This is a genomic window from Alteromonas sp. MmMcT2-5, from assembly GCF_022348315.1.
Taxonomy (GTDB): Bacteria; Pseudomonadota; Gammaproteobacteria; order Enterobacterales; family Alteromonadaceae; genus Alteromonas; species Alteromonas macleodii.
Genome location: NZ_JAKRFB010000033.1, coordinates 1 through 21,477, shown reverse-complemented (window position 1 = coordinate 21,477; position 21,477 = coordinate 1). Strand labels below are relative to the sequence as shown.

At 42.7% G+C, this 21,477-nt stretch carries 18 protein-coding genes, 1 tRNA gene and 2 pseudogenes; 12 read left to right on the top strand and 9 right to left on the bottom strand.

Going from position 1 to position 21,477, the window contains the following annotated elements:
- Positions 1 to 78: 78 nt before the first annotated feature.
- From MHN09_RS14160 to MHN09_RS14115, 10 genes are all read left to right on the top strand, one after another.
- Positions 79 to 612 (top strand): sigma-70 family RNA polymerase sigma factor, encoded by a 534-nt coding sequence (locus tag MHN09_RS14160; RefSeq protein ID WP_014977297.1) that lies wholly within the window; start codon positions 79 to 81, stop codon positions 610 to 612.
- Positions 609 to 1,346: an anti-sigma factor gene (locus MHN09_RS14155; protein ID WP_049588265.1), complete on the top strand. Its 738-nt coding sequence runs from the start codon at positions 609 to 611 to the stop codon at positions 1,344 to 1,346. The genes MHN09_RS14160 and MHN09_RS14155 overlap by 4 nt, the downstream gene beginning before the upstream one ends.
- A gap of 153 nt (positions 1,347 to 1,499) precedes the next feature.
- Positions 1,500 to 3,092: a DUF4331 domain-containing protein gene (locus MHN09_RS14150; RefSeq protein ID WP_239241163.1), complete on the top strand. Its 1,593-nt coding sequence runs from the start codon at positions 1,500 to 1,502 to the stop codon at positions 3,090 to 3,092.
- An 11-nt stretch (positions 3,093 to 3,103) separates the two neighbouring features.
- On the top strand, positions 3,104 to 3,682 hold the full coding sequence (locus MHN09_RS14145; protein ID WP_239241162.1) for an Ig-like domain-containing protein: 579 nt from the start codon (positions 3,104 to 3,106) through the stop codon (positions 3,680 to 3,682).
- 62 nt (positions 3,683 to 3,744) lie between these two features.
- A complete protein-coding gene (locus MHN09_RS14140) occupies positions 3,745 to 4,815 on the top strand; it encodes a hypothetical protein (protein ID WP_239241161.1) in 1,071 nt (356 codons plus the stop codon).
- Between the two features lie 28 nt (positions 4,816 to 4,843).
- Positions 4,844 to 5,941: a HupE/UreJ family protein gene (locus tag MHN09_RS14135; protein ID WP_239241160.1), complete on the top strand. Its 1,098-nt coding sequence runs from the start codon at positions 4,844 to 4,846 to the stop codon at positions 5,939 to 5,941.
- 326 nt (positions 5,942 to 6,267) lie between these two features.
- Positions 6,268 to 6,354, top strand: a tRNA-Leu gene (locus MHN09_RS14130).
- Positions 6,355 to 6,971: 617 nt separating this feature from the next.
- Positions 6,972 to 8,120, top strand: a complete 1,149-nt coding sequence (locus tag MHN09_RS14125) for a hypothetical protein (protein WP_239241159.1) — start codon at positions 6,972 to 6,974, stop codon at positions 8,118 to 8,120.
- A gap of 11 nt (positions 8,121 to 8,131) precedes the next feature.
- Positions 8,132 to 8,683 carry a hypothetical protein gene (locus tag MHN09_RS14120; protein WP_239241158.1) on the top strand — a complete coding sequence of 184 codons (552 nt, stop codon included), beginning with the start codon at positions 8,132 to 8,134 and terminating at the stop codon, positions 8,681 to 8,683.
- Between the two features lie 183 nt (positions 8,684 to 8,866).
- Complete coding sequence (locus tag MHN09_RS14115; protein ID WP_239241156.1) at positions 8,867 to 9,073, top strand: hypothetical protein; 207 nt, start codon at positions 8,867 to 8,869, stop codon at positions 9,071 to 9,073.
- Positions 9,074 to 9,134: 61 nt separating this feature from the next.
- Here the strand turns inward: MHN09_RS14115 and MHN09_RS14110 are convergent, their stop codons facing one another.
- From MHN09_RS14110 to MHN09_RS14085, 6 genes and pseudogenes are all read right to left on the bottom strand, one after another.
- On the bottom strand, positions 9,135 to 9,965 hold the full coding sequence (locus MHN09_RS14110) for a hypothetical protein (protein WP_239241154.1): 831 nt from the start codon (positions 9,963 to 9,965) through the stop codon (positions 9,135 to 9,137).
- 70 nt (positions 9,966 to 10,035) lie between these two features.
- Positions 10,036 to 13,344: an HsdR family type I site-specific deoxyribonuclease gene (locus MHN09_RS14105; RefSeq protein ID WP_239241174.1), complete on the bottom strand. Its 3,309-nt coding sequence runs from the start codon at positions 13,342 to 13,344 to the stop codon at positions 10,036 to 10,038.
- A 5-nt stretch (positions 13,345 to 13,349) separates the two neighbouring features.
- Entirely contained in the window at positions 13,350 to 14,750 is a 1,401-nt protein-coding gene (locus tag MHN09_RS14100; RefSeq protein ID WP_239241152.1) for a restriction endonuclease subunit S, read from the bottom strand.
- On the bottom strand, positions 14,740 to 16,392 hold the full coding sequence (locus tag MHN09_RS14095) for a class I SAM-dependent DNA methyltransferase (protein ID WP_239241173.1): 1,653 nt from the start codon (positions 16,390 to 16,392) through the stop codon (positions 14,740 to 14,742). Before MHN09_RS14095 ends, MHN09_RS14100 begins: the two co-directional genes overlap by 11 nt.
- Before the next feature lie 28 nt (positions 16,393 to 16,420).
- The gene (locus MHN09_RS14090; RefSeq protein WP_239241150.1) at positions 16,421 to 16,993 is read right to left on the bottom strand and encodes a hypothetical protein; all 573 of its coding nucleotides are present in this window, start codon (positions 16,991 to 16,993) and stop codon (positions 16,421 to 16,423) included.
- A pseudogene (locus MHN09_RS14085) lies at positions 16,990 to 17,884 on the bottom strand (WYL domain-containing protein). The gene MHN09_RS14090 and the pseudogene MHN09_RS14085 overlap by 4 nt, the downstream one beginning before the upstream one ends.
- Positions 17,885 to 18,151: 267 nt before the next feature.
- Between MHN09_RS14085 and MHN09_RS14080 the strand changes: the two are divergent.
- The gene (locus MHN09_RS14080; protein WP_049588282.1) at positions 18,152 to 19,261 is read left to right on the top strand and encodes an ATP-binding protein; all 1,110 of its coding nucleotides are present in this window, start codon (positions 18,152 to 18,154) and stop codon (positions 19,259 to 19,261) included.
- Entirely contained in the window at positions 19,254 to 19,988 is a 735-nt protein-coding gene (locus MHN09_RS14075; RefSeq protein WP_049588284.1) for a hypothetical protein, read from the top strand. The genes MHN09_RS14080 and MHN09_RS14075 overlap by 8 nt, the downstream gene beginning before the upstream one ends.
- A gap of 73 nt (positions 19,989 to 20,061) precedes the next feature.
- Here the strand turns inward: MHN09_RS14075 and MHN09_RS14070 are convergent, their stop codons facing one another.
- The 3 genes and pseudogenes from MHN09_RS14070 to MHN09_RS14060 all read right to left on the bottom strand — a co-directional run.
- The gene (locus MHN09_RS14070; protein ID WP_080986439.1) at positions 20,062 to 20,358 is read right to left on the bottom strand and encodes an RNase H1/viroplasmin domain-containing protein; all 297 of its coding nucleotides are present in this window, start codon (positions 20,356 to 20,358) and stop codon (positions 20,062 to 20,064) included.
- 65 nt (positions 20,359 to 20,423) lie between these two features.
- Entirely contained in the window at positions 20,424 to 20,831 is a 408-nt protein-coding gene (locus tag MHN09_RS14065) for a DUF2787 family protein (protein ID WP_187447840.1), read from the bottom strand.
- A gap of 199 nt (positions 20,832 to 21,030) precedes the next feature.
- A pseudogene (locus tag MHN09_RS14060) lies at positions 21,031 to 21,387 on the bottom strand (DUF6641 family protein); the annotation flags it as partial.
- Positions 21,388 to 21,477 lie beyond the last annotated feature (90 nt).

The window sequence follows — 21,477 nt, the reverse complement described above, 5'->3', positions numbered from 1 at the left end:
CTACTTTAAAAAGTAGCCGCCAAATAGTTAGAGCAATAAACAAATGGCCGCGCTACAACGATAAAAATAGGAGCAACAATGGAACACGAAACTCTGTTTCCTCTGCTGTGTAAAACCGCAGACGGCGACAAAAAAGCGTTCGCAGAGCTTTATAAGATAACCAGTCCACAGCTCTACGCTGTTGCTTTAAGGCTTTTGAAACGCCCTGAACTCGCTGACGAAGCCACACAAGACGCCTATATAAAAATTTGGCATAACGCCGGTAATTATCAACGAGGCAAAGGTACGGTACTTACCTGGATGGTCAGTATAGCTCGCTATCGTGCGCTCGATTTAATCCGCTATCACAACGTAAGAAATGAAGTCGAATTAAATGATGACGCACCGTCAGGTATGGAAACCACGCAATCAATAAAGTTAGAGGCAGAGCAAGCAAAATTGGCCTCTTGTTTAGATGAACTTGATGGACCGCAGCGTCAGGCTATCCATTTAGCCTATGTGAATGGTATGTCGCATCAAGAGGTGGTAACTCACTTGGCGTCACCACTTGGAACCATTAAAAGCTGGATAAGACGAGGCTTGCAAAGCTTGCAGAGGTGCCTATCACTATGAATTATTTAAAAGAAGAGCGATTAAACGCCCTCGCCGCTGAATATGTAGTTGGAACGCTGCGCGGCAAAGCGCGTACGCGCTATCAAAAGTTAATGATGCAGTATCAGGCTGTTAGCGATGCAACCGCACAATGGGAGCAATACCTTACTGGATTTGCTGAAACCTTGCCTCCGGTGACACCACCTGACAGCGTGTGGGAGAGCATACAAGTGAAGCTTGGCCACAAAGCGGCCAATGATACAGAGTTTGTCGGTCAGACTACTAATAGTATACCCAGTAGCGACAATGTAGTTGATCTTGAAAAAGAAAAGCAGAAACGCTGGAAGAACTTATCGTTCATATCCACAGCTGCTGCATTGGTGTTAGCCGTATTGCTTTTCCTGATGCAACCTGTGCCTACCCCAGAGGTTTCCCATATTGCCGTAGTCAATAATGCTGATAACACGCCATTGTGGGTAATAGAAGTATCTGACACAACCATGAATGTTAAGGTCACCGATGCATTTGTGGCGTTAGCAGACAAAGACTATGAGCTTTGGATGGTGCCGGCAAACGGCGAAGCACCAATTTCTCTCGGCTTGATGCCTGAAGTTAATGGCGACACGCGCGCGACACCAGATATCTTGCTAGATCAAAGTATCGCGGCGTTAGCAGTGAGCTTAGAAGCACCAGGCGGCTCGGTAACAGGCGCACCAACGGAAGTGCTATATATAGCGCCGATTGTTTCCGTGTAATTTTACGCACAAAGCAGCACACCAAAAGGCCACGAAACGTGGCCTTTTACTTTTTATAAAAACTTTATTTTAATTTTTTAAATATTTTTGCATCTAAGGTGAAACCTCAGTCGTTTGGTCTCTTGAACTCATAAAAAAGCAGAGAGACTCGACATGATCCAATTCAAACGCAAAACTTTGTCACTGGCTGTCGCCGTGACATGTGCAGCCGTAACTGCTGGCGCAATAGCGTCAAGTCACCGAGAAGCACCTAATATCACTCGCCACCCAGCGTTAGATAGCACCGACTTTTATGCTTTCAATAGCTATGAACAAGGCCGTGAAGATTATGTGACTTTCATAGCAAATTATATTCCACTGCAAGATGCCTATGGTGGCCCTAACTACTTTGCAATGGACCCGAATGCGCACTACGCGATTCATATTGATAGCGATGGCGACGCGGTTGAAGACTTAAGCTTTGTTTTTAAGTTTAACAATATGCTTGCTGCCGATAACGAAGGTATCGCCTTGCCTATAGGCCCTGAAGGCGAACAGAAAATGGTGAAAGTACCGCTTAAAAATGTAGGCGGTATCAGCGCAGACGATTCAAGCGCAGCAAACTTCTCGGAAATGTACAGCCTTACTATGGTGAGTGGCGACATGCAGACAGGCACGCGCACTACTCTTAATCCCGCCATGGGCGATATGTTTAAAAAGCCGCTTGATTACATTGGTAATAAAACCTTTACCAGTGAAGCGGAATACGTACGCTATGCTGAAAGCTTTATTTATTCGTTCAGCATCCCTGGTTGCGATGACATGGCCAAAGTGTTTGTTGGTCAGCGTAAAGACCCCTTCGTTGTTAACTTGGGCAAAACATTCGACCTGGTAAATTATGTACCTGTTGAGGGCGACAGCGCACCGGGCGCAGGCGATGGTGAAGGTTTTCCTGGCGGTATAACGCAAAGTGCCATGAATGATGACTTAGCCGATAAAAACGTGACAGCGTTATCTATTGAAGTACCTAAGGCGTGTGTTACAGGTGAAGGTAATGGCGTAATTGGTAGTTGGACCACGGCAAGCTTGCCGCAAGCGCGTATCCTAAACCCAGATGCTACTTTTGCGAAACCTGAGACTAATGGTGGTGCGATGACTCAAGTGTCTCGTTTAGGTAGCCCGCTAGTAAATGAGCTTGTTATCGGTATTGGCGATAAAGACAAATTCTCTACTTCTCATCCAAGTGCAGACGGTCAATTCGCTGATTATGTAACCCACCCTTCTTTACCAGAACTACTGAACATTCTGTTTAAAGATGCAGTGAATACTACGCTGGGTACGGATATTGAGACCCTTGCGCCGACGAATTTCCCGCGTATGGACTTAGTAACAGCGTTCCTTACAGGTTTCCCTGGCGTTAACCAGCAAGCAACTGTAACAGCATCAGAAATGCTGCGCCTAAACACAGGGATCCCAGCAACGCCAGCCGAATCGCAGTCAGCATTTGGTGTGGCAGGCGATGACTTAGCAGGATTCCCGAACGGTCGCCGCCCAGGTGATGACGTGGTTGATATTGCCCTTCGCGTTGTTATGGGCCGTTTGTGTTATCCCATCCCGGTAGCAGGTGAAGATACAGACCTTGGCCTTTGTACACCAGAGGACGCCAGCGTAGGTAATGTACCTTTCACTGATGGTGCACCTGTAGATGCAAGCATGATTGATTCATCGTTTCCTTACCTAAAAACACCACTTGCTGGCTCTGAATAAGGAGATCCATCATGTCTATGAAGATTAGGTTATTTAACAAGAATCCAAATGCCCCCGCGTTTGTTAAGTCGGGTCAAGCCCCTTTGCAGAAACATAAGTTGTGGGTCATTTCTGGATTGGTGCTAGCGCTAACTGGTTGTTTCGATAGTGATGACGATAACGATTATCAAGCGCCAGAAGAAAATGCAGCGCCCGTAGCCATTGATGAAATGCTAACGACGCAAGCAGATATTGCGTTTGATGGCACGCTGACAGCAACCGATGACGATGGTGATGCACTTACCTTCGGGCTTGGTGAAAACGGTACGTTAGGTAATGCAGAAGTTAATGCTGATGGCAGCTTTACCTACACACCTAACGCTCAGGTAACAGGTAGCGATAGCTTCACATTCACCGTTTCTGACGGCGTAAATCCAGAAGTTACCGCTACTGTTAGCGTTACGATTGAGGCACAGCAGTTATCGTTCTCTAGCTATACCCGTGACGCCTTTAATCAAGCACCAACCGATGAACCTCTGCCAATTAACGGGCGCGAGTTCACCCAAGATGCTGACGACACCACGTTCGATGATTTATTGATTGGTCAATAACGAGCGGTCAGTACACAGTGTCAACCGTAAAGCCAAGGACGGCTTTTATAAAGGAAGTTCTGATGAAGTTGATGAGAAGCAGTACTCTCATACTCCCTATAATGAGCGTATTGTCAGCCCTAACAGTCTGTTCGGTATCTGCTCAGTCTGAAAAATTCAATTATGATACCGTCATCGCAACGTGGCAGCCTAGGCAGCTATCCATAGCAAGTATCGACGAAGCGGAAAAAATTTTAACTTCAAGTAGATACCTTCAAGCAAAAGGTGATGAGAGAGAGCGTATTGTTAGGTTCACGAACATAATGCGACAAAAATTCGATTCGTTGAACGCAGGTCAAAAAGAGCGTTTAGTTGTTTTAGAAGCTCGACTACTTCAAGGCATTCATAAGTTCGAACAAGCCAAGCAACATCTCAATCAAATAGCCCGCTTTCGCTCTCCAGCTGCACAGTTATTGTTGGCAGATATAAACGTTCAGCAAGGTAACGCTAAAAAGGCGAAAGAAAACTGTGAAAAGCTGGTAGGGCAAACAAGTTTTTTAATCGCTTTCACGTGTATGGTTAACGCTGATTTTTCACAAAATAAAGACGTAAAATTTTTGAAAAAGCTTAGCGCTTTTGAGACCTACACGAGTACAGTGAGACCTGCGGAGCGCCAGTGGTTTTATGAAGTACTCGCAGACATGTCGCTTCAACTTGGTAACGCTGAAGCCGCGCTTGAGCATTTGTCACAAACAGAATTCAAAAAGCTACCTATAAGCGCAATGTTAGTTTGGGCCGACGCACATTTTGCGTTGAATAACTATAAGGCAGTGAGTTCTGGGTTTAGCAACTCCGTACCCGATATATTGACAGCCGACGATGGCTTGCTACTTAAATGGGCCATTGCGGAACGAGCGCAAGGTATTGTGCGCTCTGAAGTACAAACTCAACTTGCTAAGAACATGGAAATTCGAGTGTGGCGAGAAGACAGTTCTCACGCCGCACAGGTCGCCACTTACTTTTTAGAGATTGAGCCCAATTACCCACTGGCGCTTAAATTTGCCGAAATAAACTGGCAATACGCACAGTCATTAGATGACAAAAACCTCCTAGAGCGCGCTCGCCGTGCTAATGAAGTATCGACCAATGCTTAAAGTTCTCCCGCCCTTCAGTAAACGAGTCATGATTAGATTTATCACACTTTTCATCTTCGCCGCCTTCAGCGTTTTCACGCAATCCCACGAACTGAGCAACGGCTATTTAACGCTTACAAATGATTCAAATAACACTTTGTCTGGCGAGCTATTGCTAAAGCCTGAAGATATAGGGCAAACAGCAGGGCTAGATAGCAATAATGACGGTAACTTGACCTGGGGTGAAGTCAACAGAAACCACACTATGGCGAACGACTATATCCAAAACCACCTAGTGATTCGAGGTAGCGAAACGCGATGTACGGTTAGTATTGCTCCCCCTTCTATACGAGATATATCTGCAGAGTCATTACTGGTATACCCGCTGTCGGTAAATTGCGTATATGTAAACGAAGTATCGATACAATACACTGGCATAGTTAGCGATTTTCCCACCCACAAGCTACTCACAACGGTAACGTTAAACGATCACACAAGTGTTTATGTGCTAAGTGATGAACGCTCTCATGTTACTATTTCTGCTACAGGAAACAGCTGGACTTCGCAGTTTGGGGAGATGGTTTATCAGGGAATTTGGCACATTTTCATTGGGCTAGACCATATACTGTTTTTGGTTGCTACGTTGCTCACCGTTAATCTTTACAGGGAGAATAAGAGCTGGGTGAAAGAGCAAAGCAAAAGGCACATTATAAAAAGTACGGTGATATTAGTAAGCACGTTTACGTTAGCGCACTCGATTACATTAACTGCCACAGCACTGGATTTTATTACGCTAGATAGCCGTATTGTTGAGCTAGGCATTGCTATATCAGTGGCTATAACTGCGCTTAACAATGTGTACCCTATCATCATGCGTTTAGGATTTATTACCTTTGGGTTCGGCCTACTCCATGGAATGGGATTTGCGAGCGTGTTTGGCGACCTTAATGCCCAGTCGGGCAGCTTGGTAATGAATGTATTCGCTTTTAATATAGGGGTAGAGCTGGGTCAACTTGCCATAGTCACGCTGCTATTGCCCTTACTTATCTTACTTAGAAACGTAAGGTTATATTCAAAAGCCATAATGCCAATTGCATCGTCAGTAATCGCGGTAGTAGCGATTAATTGGACGCTTCAGCGTTGGTAGAAATGCTCGTTCTGTTGATTAATAAGAAATAGATAAAGCAAAATACGCTTTTGAACAATCTTTCGGCACTTAATCACAAAAAGCTTAAAAAGTTGTTGTATAGGCGCGCCGCATCGCTATAATGCCATGCATCAACACCACGTTGATAATCATACACAATGCCAGTGTGATGGAATTGGTAGACATGACGGATTCAAAACTGATAGTGTCTAACAATCAAACTAAGGCAAGTCATTGAAAGGTAAGCGCCTTTTGACTAAAACAAGCTAATATATGCTTGCAAAGATTTGCAAAGTTTTTACACTTCGCAAATAGTAAAATTTGATGCCAGAGTGATGAAATTGGTAGACATGACGGATTCAAAATCCGTTGCTAGAAATAGCGTGCCGGTTCAAGTCCGGCCTCTGGTACCATCCTTCAAATTCTTTGCAAGGCGATTAGCCTGAACACACCGACCTTTGAGTCGGTTTTTTGTGTCCCTACATAGCCCTCTTTCAGCAGTTAATTCAATAATCAACGCATGGCACTTCTCTTACTATTGTAGCGAGATAAACTGTTTAAGGAATATCCGAACCAGTTCAACATAAACCTAATACTCCTAAACCACCGTAGAGATTAATGCTCGAAGATTCCGACGCACACGAACGCTTTATTCGCTTAGACATAATTGCGAAAAATACTAGCTACATGCGGGAACGAGCTTGAACGTAATAGCACTTCAGTGCAGGAATATTCGATCAGCTTTTCATCCATGTTAAGCCTGGGATGTTTGTAGATGCTTAACCTGGTTTTAGTTTTGATAAAGAAAATCTCCAGCCTAAATTCAGGAGAAGACAAGCTATAGCTAACAACGTTGAACTCGCTTAGGAATGATTCAGGGAGTAGGCTTCCGGGTATGAGAAACGGGGATGTAGATAATAAAAAGCCTTTTTCAATTTTTTGATAAACAACAAACGTATTGATTTGAACATACGTTGATTAAGTATCTCTTCATCGTTATTGTAAACGGATAGGCCAGCTCGCTGGCACTATGAAAAAATCGGTAAATCTGAAACAATCAAGCAAGAAATTGAAAGGGAGTTTCATCGTGGTTGAGAAAGCAAGTATTAGGTTTCATAAAGTAAAACATTGTGGAATATATAGAGAGCGAGCAAGAACTCCTGAAATGGGCTCCTTTACGGAAGTAATAAACAATATTTTCAATTGGTCCAACTCAGATCAGCGGCTTATTCAGAATACATGCACGTATGAAGTAAGTCCCAATTTTGATATGGAGTTCTTAGAAACGTACCTAGTTAGCATCAAGCATGACAACGTAACTGGTGATTATTTTGGAGCGATGTGGAATAAAACTCATGAATCAGGCGATTCAGTCTATGCACTAGACCCATCCACTGCCGTCGACAATCTAAGTGCAAGAGCTCTACACAAAGGGAATTTACCAGCACAATCAATACCAGGGTATGCAACGTATTTTTGGTTTATTCCAAGCCAAAATTCATTAGCCACAATTACTTTTGGAACTCCACGCACAGGGATGAAACCCTTTTCATACTGGCTCGAGTCATTCCTTAAAACCGAAAGTCGCTACGTGAGGTTTGACCAAAATGATACGTTTCTGGGCTATGCACAGGGTACAAATAGTCCAAGCCCCAACCTTGTTCCCCGCTTTACTAGAACTCTTCATAAAAACCCAGCAAAGCGGGACTTAATTATACAAAATAGAGAACAAATAAGAGGCATTATAAGACGAATAAGTCTAGATAGATCGCAAGCTAGCCACGATGGCACTATCGATAAGCTACTAAATCTGGTGGGAATCACTAGTAAGGATAACACCATGCCACACGAGATTCCCTTATCATATGAGTTAAACTACAGACCTTCAGAATCTGAACTAGCGCGAATAATTTCGGATTACGAAAATGGTGTAGATAACGGCAGTTGGCAAGATGTCGGATTTAAATTTCCTCAGAACAATACTTTCGGTGCTGATGAAAAGGAATGGCTAAGTAAGTCATATGCGAAAAGTAAAATAAATATCGACGTTGAATGGGTAGTTCCGGGTCAGCTGTTAGATATGGAGAACCTTAAAGCTTCAATAAACTCTAGAAGAAGTGAGCTGATTTCTTTATTACCTGTTTTGAGAGAAGTAACCTCTTCATCACAGGTCGCTTAAAAGTGAATGCAATGACTAAGAAAATTGGGGTTATTGCAGGAGTACTAATTTCGATTGTATTCGCAGTGCTCTTATTTTTAGCTGGAAAGAGTATCGACTATTCAGTTCAAGAAAAATATTTTGAGAACATAAGAACTGTCGCATCTATAATTTTCGGCGTGACTGGAGCATGGTTAGCAATAACTTACCCAAGAGCATTAAGTTCAGCAATAGTTGCTAAGAATTCGGACTCATCAGGGCGAGAAGCTGCACTAAAAAAGGCTGTTGAAGACTCCAAAACCCTTACAGGGTTTATAAGTACTATGATTATTTCCATAATAATCATTGCCCTATCCTTGTGCATTCCATTCATAAAAGAAATTCTGGGACTATTTCAATGGTCATTGACCGCTATAAGTTATTTCAGAGGAACTCTATATGTTTTACTGGGTGCAATCACAGTGATCCAGTTAGGGCTTCTTGGTCTTACACTCAAGCACACGTATGGAGCCCTGACCGACTTATATGCTAATACAGCAAAAGCAAAAATTAAGAATCAAAGAGATAGAAATAAGGAATTTTGATGCCTTTAAGCGGCATTAAAACTGGTCTATTTCTACTTTTTGTGTTTGAGAAGCTAATAGTTGTTACGGTTATTAACAGTAGCTAATATTTAGTTTTTTACACTTTAAATGACGTTATGACGATATAGAAAAAGTCTTAAATCGCGAGGTTTCGCTTATTTTTAGGGTCAAAAAGGAGCACGAATGTATAAGCAAGTTTATGATGCAAGAGGCAATCACATAGGGACATTTGATGGGGAATACGTTTATAATTTTTCTAGCCAGATTTTATATCGTATTGATGAAGATGAAGTTTACAATACAACATTACCCTGTAAGTATCTCGGCAGCTATGAAAATGGTCAAGCGACCAAAATTGATGGTTCAAGCCTTTTTCGCGTAAGTGACTAAGTTTTAGTTAGTTTTTTAGATATTAATATTATTAGCATTTAGTCAGGCTTTTTTAGTCAACTTACGTTGAGATTATACCCTTAGGAATCGGATTCTCAGGGTAGTCTTCAACCGCAGCCAAGAGCTCATTGAAACGAGCGTACTTGAGCAGATTCGTTTTAGCCATTTTGTTGATATGCTTAGAATAGTAGTAGTCCTCCAAAATCTCTTCACAAAACCCAAGTAACTCACTTGCTCTCAATTTGGGGCATCCTAAACCTCTTACCTGGGTAAGTTTTTCAACTATGGTTTTTATACTTGCGTCAAGTAAATCTAATTTTTCTTTAAAATCCCTGGATGCTGTCACATTGTCACCAGTGGCTGATGCTCTAGAGGCTAAGTAACCTTTTTCCTTGGCAATATCCATAAGCCCATTATTGGAAATAATTTCAAATAGCGTAAAGTTTCCAATCTCGTAGATATTGCTATGGGAAATGTCTAGAGTTAGCTTTTCATCCAAATATTCCTTGAAATTTAAGGCTGACATTTTGGTGTCGGAACCTTCTTTTTGAAAATCTTCAAGTAAATGCTCATATAGACTCATGTTTACTGTAGACTGATGGACGCCTCTAGTAAGCTCCAACTCTTCAACTACTTTACCCAGTTCTTGCCTTTGCAAAAACAATGAGCCAATGAGTAGGACTATAGTCAGAAAGGAGAAAATCGGGTTTAGCAAGCCGCCAATGAAATCTCCGAACTGTGCAAACATCTCCTGAGTGCCGAGTTCGCCGGAAAAAGTAAAGAAATACAATCCAAAAACAATGATCATAAATATCAGCGCAATACCGAATACCAAGCCTAGTAACCAGTAAAACCCTTTACTTATCTCTCTACTCGTATTTTCCTTCGCCATAAAAATCCTTTAATTACCCAGTAATAGTGATGCAAGTCCACAACGAACAAGACTATACAAGTCTTACTATTTAGACCTGTCCCCTATTCTTCTTAAAATTCTCCGCTTGTTCGAAGATCTCCTTATACACTTCATCGCGGTCAACGGGTGGGTAGCCGTGCTTGGCTAGTAGAATGATTAAATCCACTTTCAACTCGGCTTTTATATCGTCGCGCTGGCTCCAGTCAGTGTACTTGGCTTTGTCGTCCACAACTTCTTTTACTGCCTTGGCTAGCTCCAATAATTTATCGTCTGGATAGTTGAAATCATATTTAGCCGCTAAGGCAAGCAGGATGTCGTAGAACGCTTTTTCCTCGAAGTTGATGCCCATGTCTTCAAAGGAGTTCATTTCGGTTTTGAGGTCGTTGTACATGTTGATGATTTCGTCTGAAAAATCTTCCAGTACATTGCTCACCAGCACATCTTCTTCTTTGCGTTCGTTGTATTTTTCGACCAGTGATTTAAACCGTTCTGAGAAATCAAACGCTTTAGTTTTATTGACCTTTTTGAACTCGCCCAAGGCTTTTGCCAACATCTGCTGAAGTAACTTTATTTTGGTATTGGGCAGCTTTATCTTTTCTATCTTAGCGAGGTAATCATCGTCGAAGATATCGATACCGTCCTGCCCCTGTCCAAGCTTAAAGATTTCTTCAACGCCATCAGCCTTTAATGCCTCGGTGATCATTTCGCGTACTTTGGCATTCATCTGCGCGGTATCTGGCGCATTGCCTTTGGTTAACTTGTACACGATGGAACGCACTGCAAGATAAAAGTGGATCAGGTCTCGTTCTTTCTGGTTTAGCTTTTCACTGCCACAGCAGACGTCGTAGGCTGCTTTTAACCGCTTAACCAACGCCATGAAGCGATGTTCGAGCTTTTTAGTTTGTAGTACGAATTCAGCGGCGTTATTTAAGCAGTTTAACTGCGCAATAGGTTTACCAGTGAAGTAATCGCTGGCATCAAAGCCGTGGGTTAGCTTAGCGAGCAAGTCTAGGTGGTCTTTCACCACCACGACAGACTGGGCTATATCTTCAAAATTGGTTTCATCTGTCTTGGCATATTGGGCCAAGGCTTTATTCATCTGGCTTTTTATACCGATGTAATCAACGACTAAGCCCTTGTCTTTGCCTTCGTATTTGCGGTTAACACGAGATATCGTCTGGATCAGGTTATGACGTTGTATGGGTTTGTCGATGTAAATCGTGTCTAGGAATGGCACATCGAAACCGGTTAACCACATATCCACCACAATGGCGATTTTGAAATTGGACTTTTCATTTTTGAATTGGCGATCAAGCTCTTTACGGTCGTCCTTGGTGCCGAGTAAATCCCACAGTACTTTAGGATCGTCCTTACCACGGGTCATTACCATTTTTACCCGTTCCATGGGCTTAACCTTTTTCTTCTCCTGTTCTGTGAGCGTAGCACCGGCTTCGCACTCCAATACTTCAAACCATTCGGGCTTTATGTCTCGCAGTGATTGATAGAACTGCCAAGCGATTTCACGGCTACCGCACACGAAAATAGCTTTGCCTTTAATGGTTGAGCCTTCTGAGAGTCGCTGCTCGTAATGCGCCACAAAGTCTTTCGCCAGAGCCTCAATACGGTCAGGATCACCCAGAATAGAGGTCATATTCGCTGAAGTCTTCTTACTTTCCTCTATCTGGTGTTCGTTACTGCCGTCTTCGGCGCATTGCTGATAATAGGCTTCAATCTCTTCTAATTTTGCGTTGTTCAATACCACTTTGGCGGCACGGCCTTCATACACAATGCGCACGGTGATTTCGTCTTTAACAGACTCTGTCATGGTGTAGCTGTCGACGACCTGACCAAATACATCCAAGGTGGCGTCGACCGGTGTGCCTGTAAAGCCCACATAAGTGGCATTAGGTAGGGAGTCATGCAAATACTTGGCAAAACCAAAAGTACGCTTCACGCCTGCATTAGGGCCTTTTTCCACGATACGTAGTTTCTGGTCGAGATTGGTTTGACTACGGTGCGCTTCGTCTGAGATACAAATCACATTGCTACGTTCGGTTAAGAGCTGTGTATCTTCAGTGAACTTGTGGATTGTGGTTAAAAATACACCGCCGCTGTTGCGGCCTTGCAGTTTGGCACGCAGATCAGAACGGCTTTCTACCGACTCTACAGACTGATCGCCAATATAACCTTTGGCATTGGTAAATTGTTGCGATAACTGGTCGTCCAAGTCTGTTCTGTCTGTAATTAACACAATGGTTGGACTTTCAAATTCAACACTTTTCATCAACAAGCGGGTTAGAAACTGCATGGTGAAGCTTTTTCCGCATCCCGTTGCCCCAAAGTAAGTACCGCCTTTACCGTCGCCTATTGGCTTACGGTGGTCTTTAATGTTTTGGTATAGCTTTCTGGCGGCGTAATACTGCGGATAGCGACAGACAATTTTCACTTCATGTTTGGAGGTGTCAGGAAAGAATACAAAGTTACGTATTACATCGCGAAGACGTGCTTTATCAAACAGCCCTTCCAACATGGTGTGCAGTGAACTAATACCGTCTTTTTCAATTGACTCGTTGCCTGTTACCTTACGCCACGCATAAAAGAAGTCGTATGGCGCAAACAAGCTACCCATTTTGTTATTTACACCGTCGCTGATGACGCAAAGCGCGTTATAAATAAACAACTGGGGGATGTCTCTGCGGTATCGGGTAGTAAGCTGAACATAAGCATCGTGGATACTTGCTTCCTCGCCACGAATCGCACTTTTAAACTCAAACACCACTACAGGTAAGCCGTTGATATAAAGAATACCGTCAGGTATGCGCAGTTCGCCTTCTGCACCTTCAATCTCAAGCTGGTTAACGATTTTATAGATATTACTGTCTTTGGTGGCTGAGGCTATCATTTCAAATTCAGGTTGTTGCTCGGCGACCTTTTGTTGACGGTTTTGTTCTATAATGCTCGTTTCGTGTTTGTCGTTTAGTAATGCAGGAAGCAGTGATTCGACCACGTTATCGTAATCAATAAGCTGAATATACAAGTCCTTCTGGGAGGCTTTGCCTGCTTCGCTGCTCGCTTCTCGTTTCAGTAAAAAACCATCACTTAACCATTTACAAAAGGTTTTATTGCTTTCGTATAAGTCACTAGCAGGCAGAAGCTCAATTTGGCGTATTATGCTGTCAATTTCACCGCTGGTAATATCATCATCGGCATACCGTTTAGCTAAAAACGCACGCAAGTCATCTCTGATAACAATGTCGGTAGGCGCACGCGAAATCTGGTTGCCGGGCACATAAGGATATCCGTGCCCTTCTAGCAACTCGATAATTGCCGCTTCCAGTTGCGCTTCGGTGAAATTCAGCATGGCTACACTCCTTGTACGTCAGCCTCTTGGTTGATACTACTTCCTGAAGAATCGAGTTGTATTTCGCCTGATATAAGTTTGGCTAATAGATAATTTCTTAGATTCTCTAGAGAAGAATTAGAGTTACTTAAAGAATGGAGTTTCATGTGCATTGGACCGACAATTTTGTCGAACGCATCAATAACATCTGACGTTGGCAGAGGTAATTTATGATTCTTCAAAATATCCGTTTTGAGATTCGTGAATACACTGCCATTTCCTTGCTGAATAAGTTGAGGTCGAATCTCTTGAAACAACTGAAACAAAAATAAGTCAGATAGTTGTTTTTTTTCGGGGAAATGTAACCATCCATCATGCACACAGGCATCTAAATCTAAAAACATAGGCAACCCCGGTGTTGCGCTATTTGATAATATTAAAGTGCCTTTTTGTAATAGAGTAGTTTTTGATAACCCTTCAGGCTTAATAAACTCTTTAGTCTTTTTTATAAATCGTGTATGACTGCCAGTAGCATCACTAATCTTTGTCCAGGGTAGGCCATCTGAAACAATATAGTCTTTTATTGGCCTTGGGGAACCTCCTCTTTTGACTGAAATGACACCACCAAGTCGCGCCATACTCCACCCTTTAGGCACCCATCCATTTATACCAACATTGGGCTCACCTGTTTGCTCAAACTCGCTTGGAAATAGGTTTCGGATATGTTCTGGCAAAGGCTGAAAGTCCGGTAATGCATGGGCTTTTTTACGAACTTCGACTCGATGGACCAACTCGTCGGGTATTGGGTTGCCTGCCGCTAATGCGTTATCCACTACTGGGTCAAAATCGACAAACCAGCTTTTAAACAGCGCCTGCGCCATTTGTTCTAGGGTTTGATTGGTTTGTTGGTTTACTTCAAGCTTTCGAGGGAAAGCCTTAATTACCTGCACTACCTTTTGCTGTTCTTCGATTGAAGGAACTCTAATCTCGAAGTCTGGCAACTCTTTTAATGAAATTCGTTCAACCGTTGCTCCATGATTTGTTCTACGTTTAATTTGCTTCTGAAACTCTGGAGATAAATAAGCATAAAGCAAGTATTCAGGTAAGACTCTATTTCTCTTGGGTCTCAACAACCCCATTCGTCGACCTAAACATGCTTTGATGCCGCCCGGCATCAGTGCGGCTTCTCCTAGTCGGGTCTCATAAGAAAACAAAACATCGCCTTCGCGAGGCGTAACTCTTCGAGTCCACTTTTCAAATTGTTCATCACTAATATGCGCTGACTTGGAAAGATCAAGTTGCCCATTCTCCAAGCTTGAAATACTTAAAAAGAAAGGTCCAACATCAATCTTTTTTGGGGTTGCGTGAGGCCCATCGAAAACTTCAGCAATATCTCCGATTCTTACAATATTGCTATTCCCCATAACCTAACTCCGCTAAATTTTGACGAATAGCATTATCTAGTCGCTCCGATTCATCCATTTGACTTAATAAGGTTTGGCTTAATTCACGCATCTTAACTTCAAACGGAACTCCATCATCTTCGATAGCTGCGGCACCAACATAACGACCAGGCGTTAACACATAATCGTTGGCTTTGATTTCGTCTAAGGTTGCCGATTTACAGAAACCTGCAACGTCTTCATAAGCATTAAGCTGCTTATGCTCTTGTAGAAGCTCTTGTGTCGGGGTGTCGTCTAGTTGTTCGGCAAGTGCCTGTTCGATGAATTGCTTATCCTGCCGCCATGCGTGGTAAGTGTTTGCGATTTTGGCGATATCGTCGGCAGTCAGTTCCTTGTGCACACGGCTGATCATACTGCCCATTTCCCGGGCATCGATAAACAGTGTTTCGCCTTGGCGGTTGCGGTAGCCTCGCGCTTTGTCTTCTCGTTTATTTTTGCTGATAAACCACAAGCAGACCGGAATTTGTGTGGTGTAAAACAACTGACCGGGAAGCGCAATCATACAATCGACCAAGTCGTTTTCGATAATTTTCTGGCGAATAGCGCCTTCACCACTAGTACTAGAACTCATTGAACCATTCGCTAACACGAAGCCTGCCGTGCCATGCTCACTCAGTTTGGAAATCATAAGCATGATCCACGCATAGTTAGCGTTACCTGTTGGCGGCACTTCGAAACCAGCCCAACGTGGGTCGTCGGTGAGCTCATTATCGGCACGCCACTGCTTTTGATTGAACGGCGGATTCGCCATAATGTAATCGGCTTTTAAGTCTGGGTGCTGGTCTTTGAAGAAAGTGTCAGCGGCAATGTCACCGAGGTTGGCAGAGATTCCCCGAACCGCGAGGTTCATCTTCGCCAGTTTATACGTGGTGTTGGTATATTCCTGACCGTAAATGGAGATATCTTTGCGATTGCCTTTGTGGCTATCGATAAACTTCAACGACTGCACAAACATACCGCCTGAGCCGCAACAGGGGTCGTAAATCTTACCTTTGTAAGGCTCTAACATATCACTGATTAGCGTAACCACAGACTTGGGCGTGTAGAACTCGCCACCGCCTTTTCCTTCGTTGGCGGCAAATTTCCCGAGGAAGTATTCGTATACCCGTCCAACAAGGTCTTCTTCACTCATGTCGCATTCATTGGCAACGGTTTTGATGTTGTTAATGGTGTCAATCAACGCAGCGAGTTTGCTTACGTCCAACGACAAGCGAGAAAAGTAGTTATCGGGCAATGCACCTTTCAACGATGGGTTAGTTTTCTCAACGGTATGCAAAGCAGTATCAATCTTTACTGCGATATCGTCTTGCTTGGCTTGCTTTTGAACTGTCGACCAGCGAGCTTCTTCAGGCAAATAGAACACATTATCCTTAGTGTAAAACTCGACCATGTCGACATAGTCACCCATGCTTTCCGCTTTAAGCTTTTCTCGCTGCGCTTCGAATTTGTCACTAATGAATTTGAGAAAAATAAGGCTGAGCACTATATGCTTGTATTCTGCTGATTCAACGCTTCCACGGAGCTTATTGGCCGCGTCCCATAATGCTTCTTCAAACACGATTTCTTTCTTATTCGCTGATGACTTTTTCGTTGTTTTACTCATTGTGTCCATATTCTTATTCCATTCGCCACTAATGCAGGTTCGTATTTGCTGCACTATCGGCTAGTTTCTTTGGTAATTTTTGTAGTAACTGAGCCATTTCTTTATCTGGCCAAATATATTCTTTCTGACCTTTTACGCCGCAAGGCCTGTGGCTTAAATTTGCGCTATATCGGTACGGGCTGATATCCGCTACCGAGGTATTCTTGTAATACAATCCATAATCAATTTCTTGAGCTACCTGATTCATCGTACCTTGTACCGAACGATTACAGTTTGTATCGAACGTAAGTGGTTGGTAGTTCGTCGCAGCGGCATTAACGAGCTCAGGCGGCATGTCGCTTTTCAACAAGGTGTTAATAAACACATCGTTTAAATGCCAATCGAGGTTTGCGAAGTCTTTCTTGGTCAGGCATGGAATAAACAACGTGAAACGTGTCGCATCATGCACCGCGATCACACATTGTCTTCTTTGGATGGTGATTAGATTTGCATGCCAGTTTAGCCACTGCGCCTGAATGCCTATAGCACTCGCAGTTTGTTCTGCCACTTTCACTTTTTCAGGCAACTTGGCGTAAAGCTTCTTGGTGCAATGGAGGATCACTGATCACCACCACTTCCGTTGTCTTTAGCTTCATACCCCGGCGCAATCGCTAAGTTTTGCACGTTGTTTAGCGTAAACCGGTTTTGTAACCAAAGTTGGTACTCCGCGCCTTTTAGCGTTCCGCTCTCGGTGCAGTCCACATTCCACCGTCTTAACAGGTAACCAGCCATTGCCGCTCGCACTTCGATAAGCAATTGCTTGTTCGCCATGCCATAATCCATTTCTATCGCGGTGGGGGTGCTCTACATTCTTTGGATGTGGCACGAGTTGAAGCGGAATAAGGCGCTGCCATTCGGTATCTGCTTGGGTGCTTTCATCTTCATTCGGCGTGTCTTTTAGTGTTACTTTGCTAATGCGCGTTAACACGAAGTCTCGGAAGCTTTGACTCTTTCGATCAAAGGCACGAACGTGCCAGCGTAGGCCATTGTCCACTATCGAGTGCGGAACGAGCTCTCTGGCATTGGAACCACTAGAAAGTGACGTGTAGATAACACTAACCGCTTTGTTATTCAGAATAGCCTGAACAAGACGAGCAACTATAAAAATATCTGGCACATTTAGACTAGACGGTGCTTCTACTGGGAAATGGATATCACCTATTGCATCAACCCCATCGGATATGTCATTTGCGAGTTTGGTTAAGGTACGTCTTGCATCATGCTCAAACACACTTTTAAACTGAGGTGTCTGGAAGTAACGCTTTTCTCGCGAATCGTAAGACAGGTTATCCGGCGCAAGCTCTTTGTAAATATTGAAATCGCGTGAACCTGCCGACAAACCGATCTGAAAACGATTAATTAAGTCCTGGCGATAAATCGCACCTTTGAACAACAGGCAAAAGTCGATGTAGGCAAGGCGCTGTTTTTGAGCAAAGCTGATTGAATCGAGCATCGTCCCTGTTTACGCTTCTATACTTTAGTACAGTGTGGTTCATTTTGAGACGGTTGTAAAGCAGATACATATTTAACTGCTCATGAATCGGCGCTTAAACTCCCTCTTCCTTTCTTCAAGTTCTACTTCTGTTGAGGCCAAGAAGGAGAGTAAATATCGTAGGGCGACTTATGAAACAACTAAAATTCAAAAGATAAAAACTGTACCGTAATTTTTTTACGGCACGATAAAGCTGTGCTATCTTGACACAGAATATTGGAGACTACGATGCTTACTTATTTTTCGGTGCAAGGATTTAGGAATTTTAAAGACAAACTAGAATTCGATCTGCGAAGCACTAACAAGTATGAATTTAATACACATGCTCTCAAAAACGGCACTGTAAACCATAGTGTCATCTATGGTGAGAACGGGAGTGGGAAATCAAATGTCGGTTTAGCGATATTAGATATCGTTTCACACGTCATACCTGATTCAACCGTGCAAATAAATACATTGAAAGATAACTTTCTCAATGCGGATACGGATGAGCAACACGCAAACTTTGAGTATGAGTTTGAGATCGAAGGACATGAGGTGGTATATCGCTATGGGAAAACTGACGATTTGAGCCTTGTGTATGAATCACTCCATATAGACAAGCAACTAGTTGCGGAAATAAACAGAGACGAAGGTCATAAAGCTTTCTTTGATTTAGATGGTAGTGAAAATCTGAAAACTGACATATCCAGAGCTGATATCTCCATCATTCGTTATCTCAGTATGTCTGTGCTAGATGAGACTAGACTTAACTATATTTTTGATAAGTTTATTGAATTTGTAGGCGGCATGGTGTTCTTTCGAAGCCTCAATCGAACTGAATATCAAGGGCAACGGATTAGCTCAAGTAAACTTTCAGACGAAATAATAGGAAAAGGAAAAGTCCAAGAATTCGAAAAATTTTTGAATGAAGTGGGTGTAAATTGCAATCTCGACGTACAGGGAGCATCAGACGACCAATATATTGTCTTTAAGTATCGGAACAAGACAATAGAATTTTCGAGAATAGCCAGTACGGGAACATTATCCTTGGGTATTTTTTATTATTGGTACTTGCAGTTGTGTGACAAAAAAATAAAGTTCGCGTTTATTGATGAGTTTGACGCTTTTTATCATTTTGAGCTGTCGAGAAAAATTGTAAACAAGCTCAGCGAACTAGAATGTCAGACTGTTTTAACAACTCATAATTTATCACTACTCGATAATGATCTTCTCAGGCCGGATTGTTATTTCGAGGTTAGCGACAACAAAATCGCTCCTTTCTCAAGCTTGGTTCATAAGGAACTACGGAAAGCTCATAATATAGAGAAAATATACAGAGGAATGAGGATTGAGTAGACACGTTTTACTGATTTTTGAGGGAGAAAAAACCGAGCTTAATTATTATCAAAGTCTGAAAAAAGCTTTTTTCGATCAAGACGAAACTGCGGTTTGCGTCTGTGTTTTTGGAAATGATGTTTACGAGCTTTCCGAAGAGCTTTTGGAGGACCCTGATCTAGACGTGGTTGAGTTATTACGGGAGTCGAAAACCCAACCAAAGAATCAGGAGGCCTTAGCTGGCATATCTCGACATAAATTCACAGAAATTTATTTGTTCTTCGATCTTGAATACAATGATGATAAATTTTCCTTTGAAACGCTAGAGACATTCATTAATCTTTATTCAGATGAGACTGATTTAGGATACGCTTTCATCAACTATCCTATGGTCGAAGCTACAAGGCATGTAAAAACTCCAGAATCATTTTTATCGAGCCAAATTAGCGTAAGTAGCTGTAGAGGCAAAATATACAAACGCCTTTCAGCTGAAGAGGGAACAAAAGAGTTAAGTGATGCGAGAAAGATAACTCATTCTGACTGGATACAATTAGCGTGTATAAATCATAAAAAAGCTTGTCTTATAACGAACGAAGAGCATGAAACACTTACCAGTCAACTGTCGATATTATTATCACAGAAAAGAAAGGTACAAACGTCAGAAATCATCTTCATTTTGGCAGGTTTACCTCTATTTCTCGTCCATCATTTTGGACTATCGCTCATAAACTCATTATCTACCGAATAACCGAGCGGTTGTAATATAGACGGCATGGAACGACAGAGGTTATCTGTACAGCTCCATGCACTTGACGTTCTAGCTAGTCCAAATTCCAAGGTGGAACGTCAACGCCGGTAATAACACCCGGCTTTGTCTTTTTAACTTTTTGGGGTTTGTTTTCTGATTCAGTCACTACCTTAGCCTCCTTGAGAAAGCATCTATAGGCACGCCTTGCCTCTAATAGTGACGGAAAACCTTTATAACGGTTTCCGCTGTAACCTTTGACTTGAGCTTCAGCTTCTTTCCACGTTTCGTACACTCCTGGCTCTCGACCCACAAAGACAGAATAGGCCGCTTTCTTACTGGTAACATTGAGATTGGAAACACATCTCGACACAATATTTATCCTCACTGTTTTTCAATGCTCCTTATCTGTTTACAGTTTTAAAAAAAGTGCCTAGTCTATTCTGAGATGTTTATCGAAAACGCTTCCAACTCAATCCAGTAATGCAGAAAATTACCTTCCCATATCTGATACATATCGGTTGCCTGTTCGATAGGAAAAACGCCGAAAAGGTTTTGAAATACGCCTGCTTGGAAATCAAAGTCGAGGTCTTTTGCTAACTCTGCATAGGGGCCACTCCCGACGTAAGCGAAGTCTGTGATATAGCACAGGCGCCAAGTGTTATTCTGCCGTTCCAGTCTAATTTCGACAGGATGAAAACCTCCATTCTCGGCTGAGTAAGTCGGGTCACGAAAGTTAATAGTTACACTATTACCCAAAATGCCCTTTTCGTTCAGCATAACCGTTATTGCGTTAGTAAACTTGTGGGTAACAGGCAAAGCTAGCCCTTCGCTGTGAATGCGCATAATTTGGTTCCTTGATGTTAATTTGAAATAGGTTGGCCTTTTGTCGAAGCCAGTCGCGTAAAAAGCTAATTTAGTTGTATAGGCAGCGTTAAGTTGCTTGTAGAAACAAAGCGTGATGGTTTGCCATTTAGCCTTTGACTGCTGAACCACGGAAAGAGAAAGGGCGATACTGATTATCACCCTTTCAGCGGTTCTACTTTTATTGACCTTTTGGCCTCACCTTTTTAGGAACAGCTGGTTTGAGTAAAGCGCTATCAAGCTCACCTTTTTCAATCGCCTGAATAATGGTATCGATAATCTCAGGTAGCTTGGCTTTATCGCCAACATCTATCGCAGGTTTACCCTTTTGAAGTTCAATAGGTTTATTACCTACTTTTATTTCAAGATAGTAGTATTCGTCACTATCGTAATACCACGGTCGAACGGTGGTGGGTCTGCGCTGAATGGTGATTTCACCTGTTTCAGGGTTCTTAACTTTCTTTTCCTTAAACGCCTCAAAACGTTTGTTATCGATAAGGCATTGCGCCATCTCTCTCTGTTGCTCTAGTCTTGTTAATTGGCACCGCTATGGATCCATTCCATTGGCGGCGTAATGGACCCACCCCATTTGTGCCGTAATCGATCCACCTGATTGGCGGCGTAATAG

Bases quoted from the DNA above. Each gene is read 5' to 3' on its own strand.
- MHN09_RS14160 (WP_014977297.1), top strand. From the start codon at position 79: ATGGAACACGAAACTCTGTTTCCTCTGCTGTGTAAAACCGCAGACGGC.
- MHN09_RS14155 (WP_049588265.1), top strand. From the start codon at position 609: ATGAATTATTTAAAAGAAGAGCGATTAAACGCCCTCGCCGCTGAATAT.
- MHN09_RS14150 (WP_239241163.1), top strand. From the start codon at position 1,500: ATGATCCAATTCAAACGCAAAACTTTGTCACTGGCTGTCGCCGTGACA.
- MHN09_RS14145 (WP_239241162.1), top strand. From the start codon at position 3,104: ATGTCTATGAAGATTAGGTTATTTAACAAGAATCCAAATGCCCCCGCG.
- MHN09_RS14140 (WP_239241161.1), top strand. From the start codon at position 3,745: ATGAAGTTGATGAGAAGCAGTACTCTCATACTCCCTATAATGAGCGTA.
- MHN09_RS14135 (WP_239241160.1), top strand. From the start codon at position 4,844: ATGATTAGATTTATCACACTTTTCATCTTCGCCGCCTTCAGCGTTTTC.
- MHN09_RS14125 (WP_239241159.1), top strand. From the start codon at position 6,972: ATGAAAAAATCGGTAAATCTGAAACAATCAAGCAAGAAATTGAAAGGG.
- MHN09_RS14120 (WP_239241158.1), top strand. From the start codon at position 8,132: ATGACTAAGAAAATTGGGGTTATTGCAGGAGTACTAATTTCGATTGTA.
- MHN09_RS14115 (WP_239241156.1), top strand. From the start codon at position 8,867: ATGTATAAGCAAGTTTATGATGCAAGAGGCAATCACATAGGGACATTT.
- MHN09_RS14110 (WP_239241154.1), bottom strand. From the start codon at position 9,965: ATGGCGAAGGAAAATACGAGTAGAGAGATAAGTAAAGGGTTTTACTGG.
- MHN09_RS14100 (WP_239241152.1), bottom strand. From the start codon at position 14,750: ATGGGGAATAGCAATATTGTAAGAATCGGAGATATTGCTGAAGTTTTC.
- MHN09_RS14095 (WP_239241173.1), bottom strand. From the start codon at position 16,392: ATGAGTAAAACAACGAAAAAGTCATCAGCGAATAAGAAAGAAATCGTG.
- MHN09_RS14080 (WP_049588282.1), top strand. From the start codon at position 18,152: ATGCTTACTTATTTTTCGGTGCAAGGATTTAGGAATTTTAAAGACAAA.
- MHN09_RS14065 (WP_187447840.1), bottom strand. From the start codon at position 20,831: ATGCGCATTCACAGCGAAGGGCTAGCTTTGCCTGTTACCCACAAGTTT.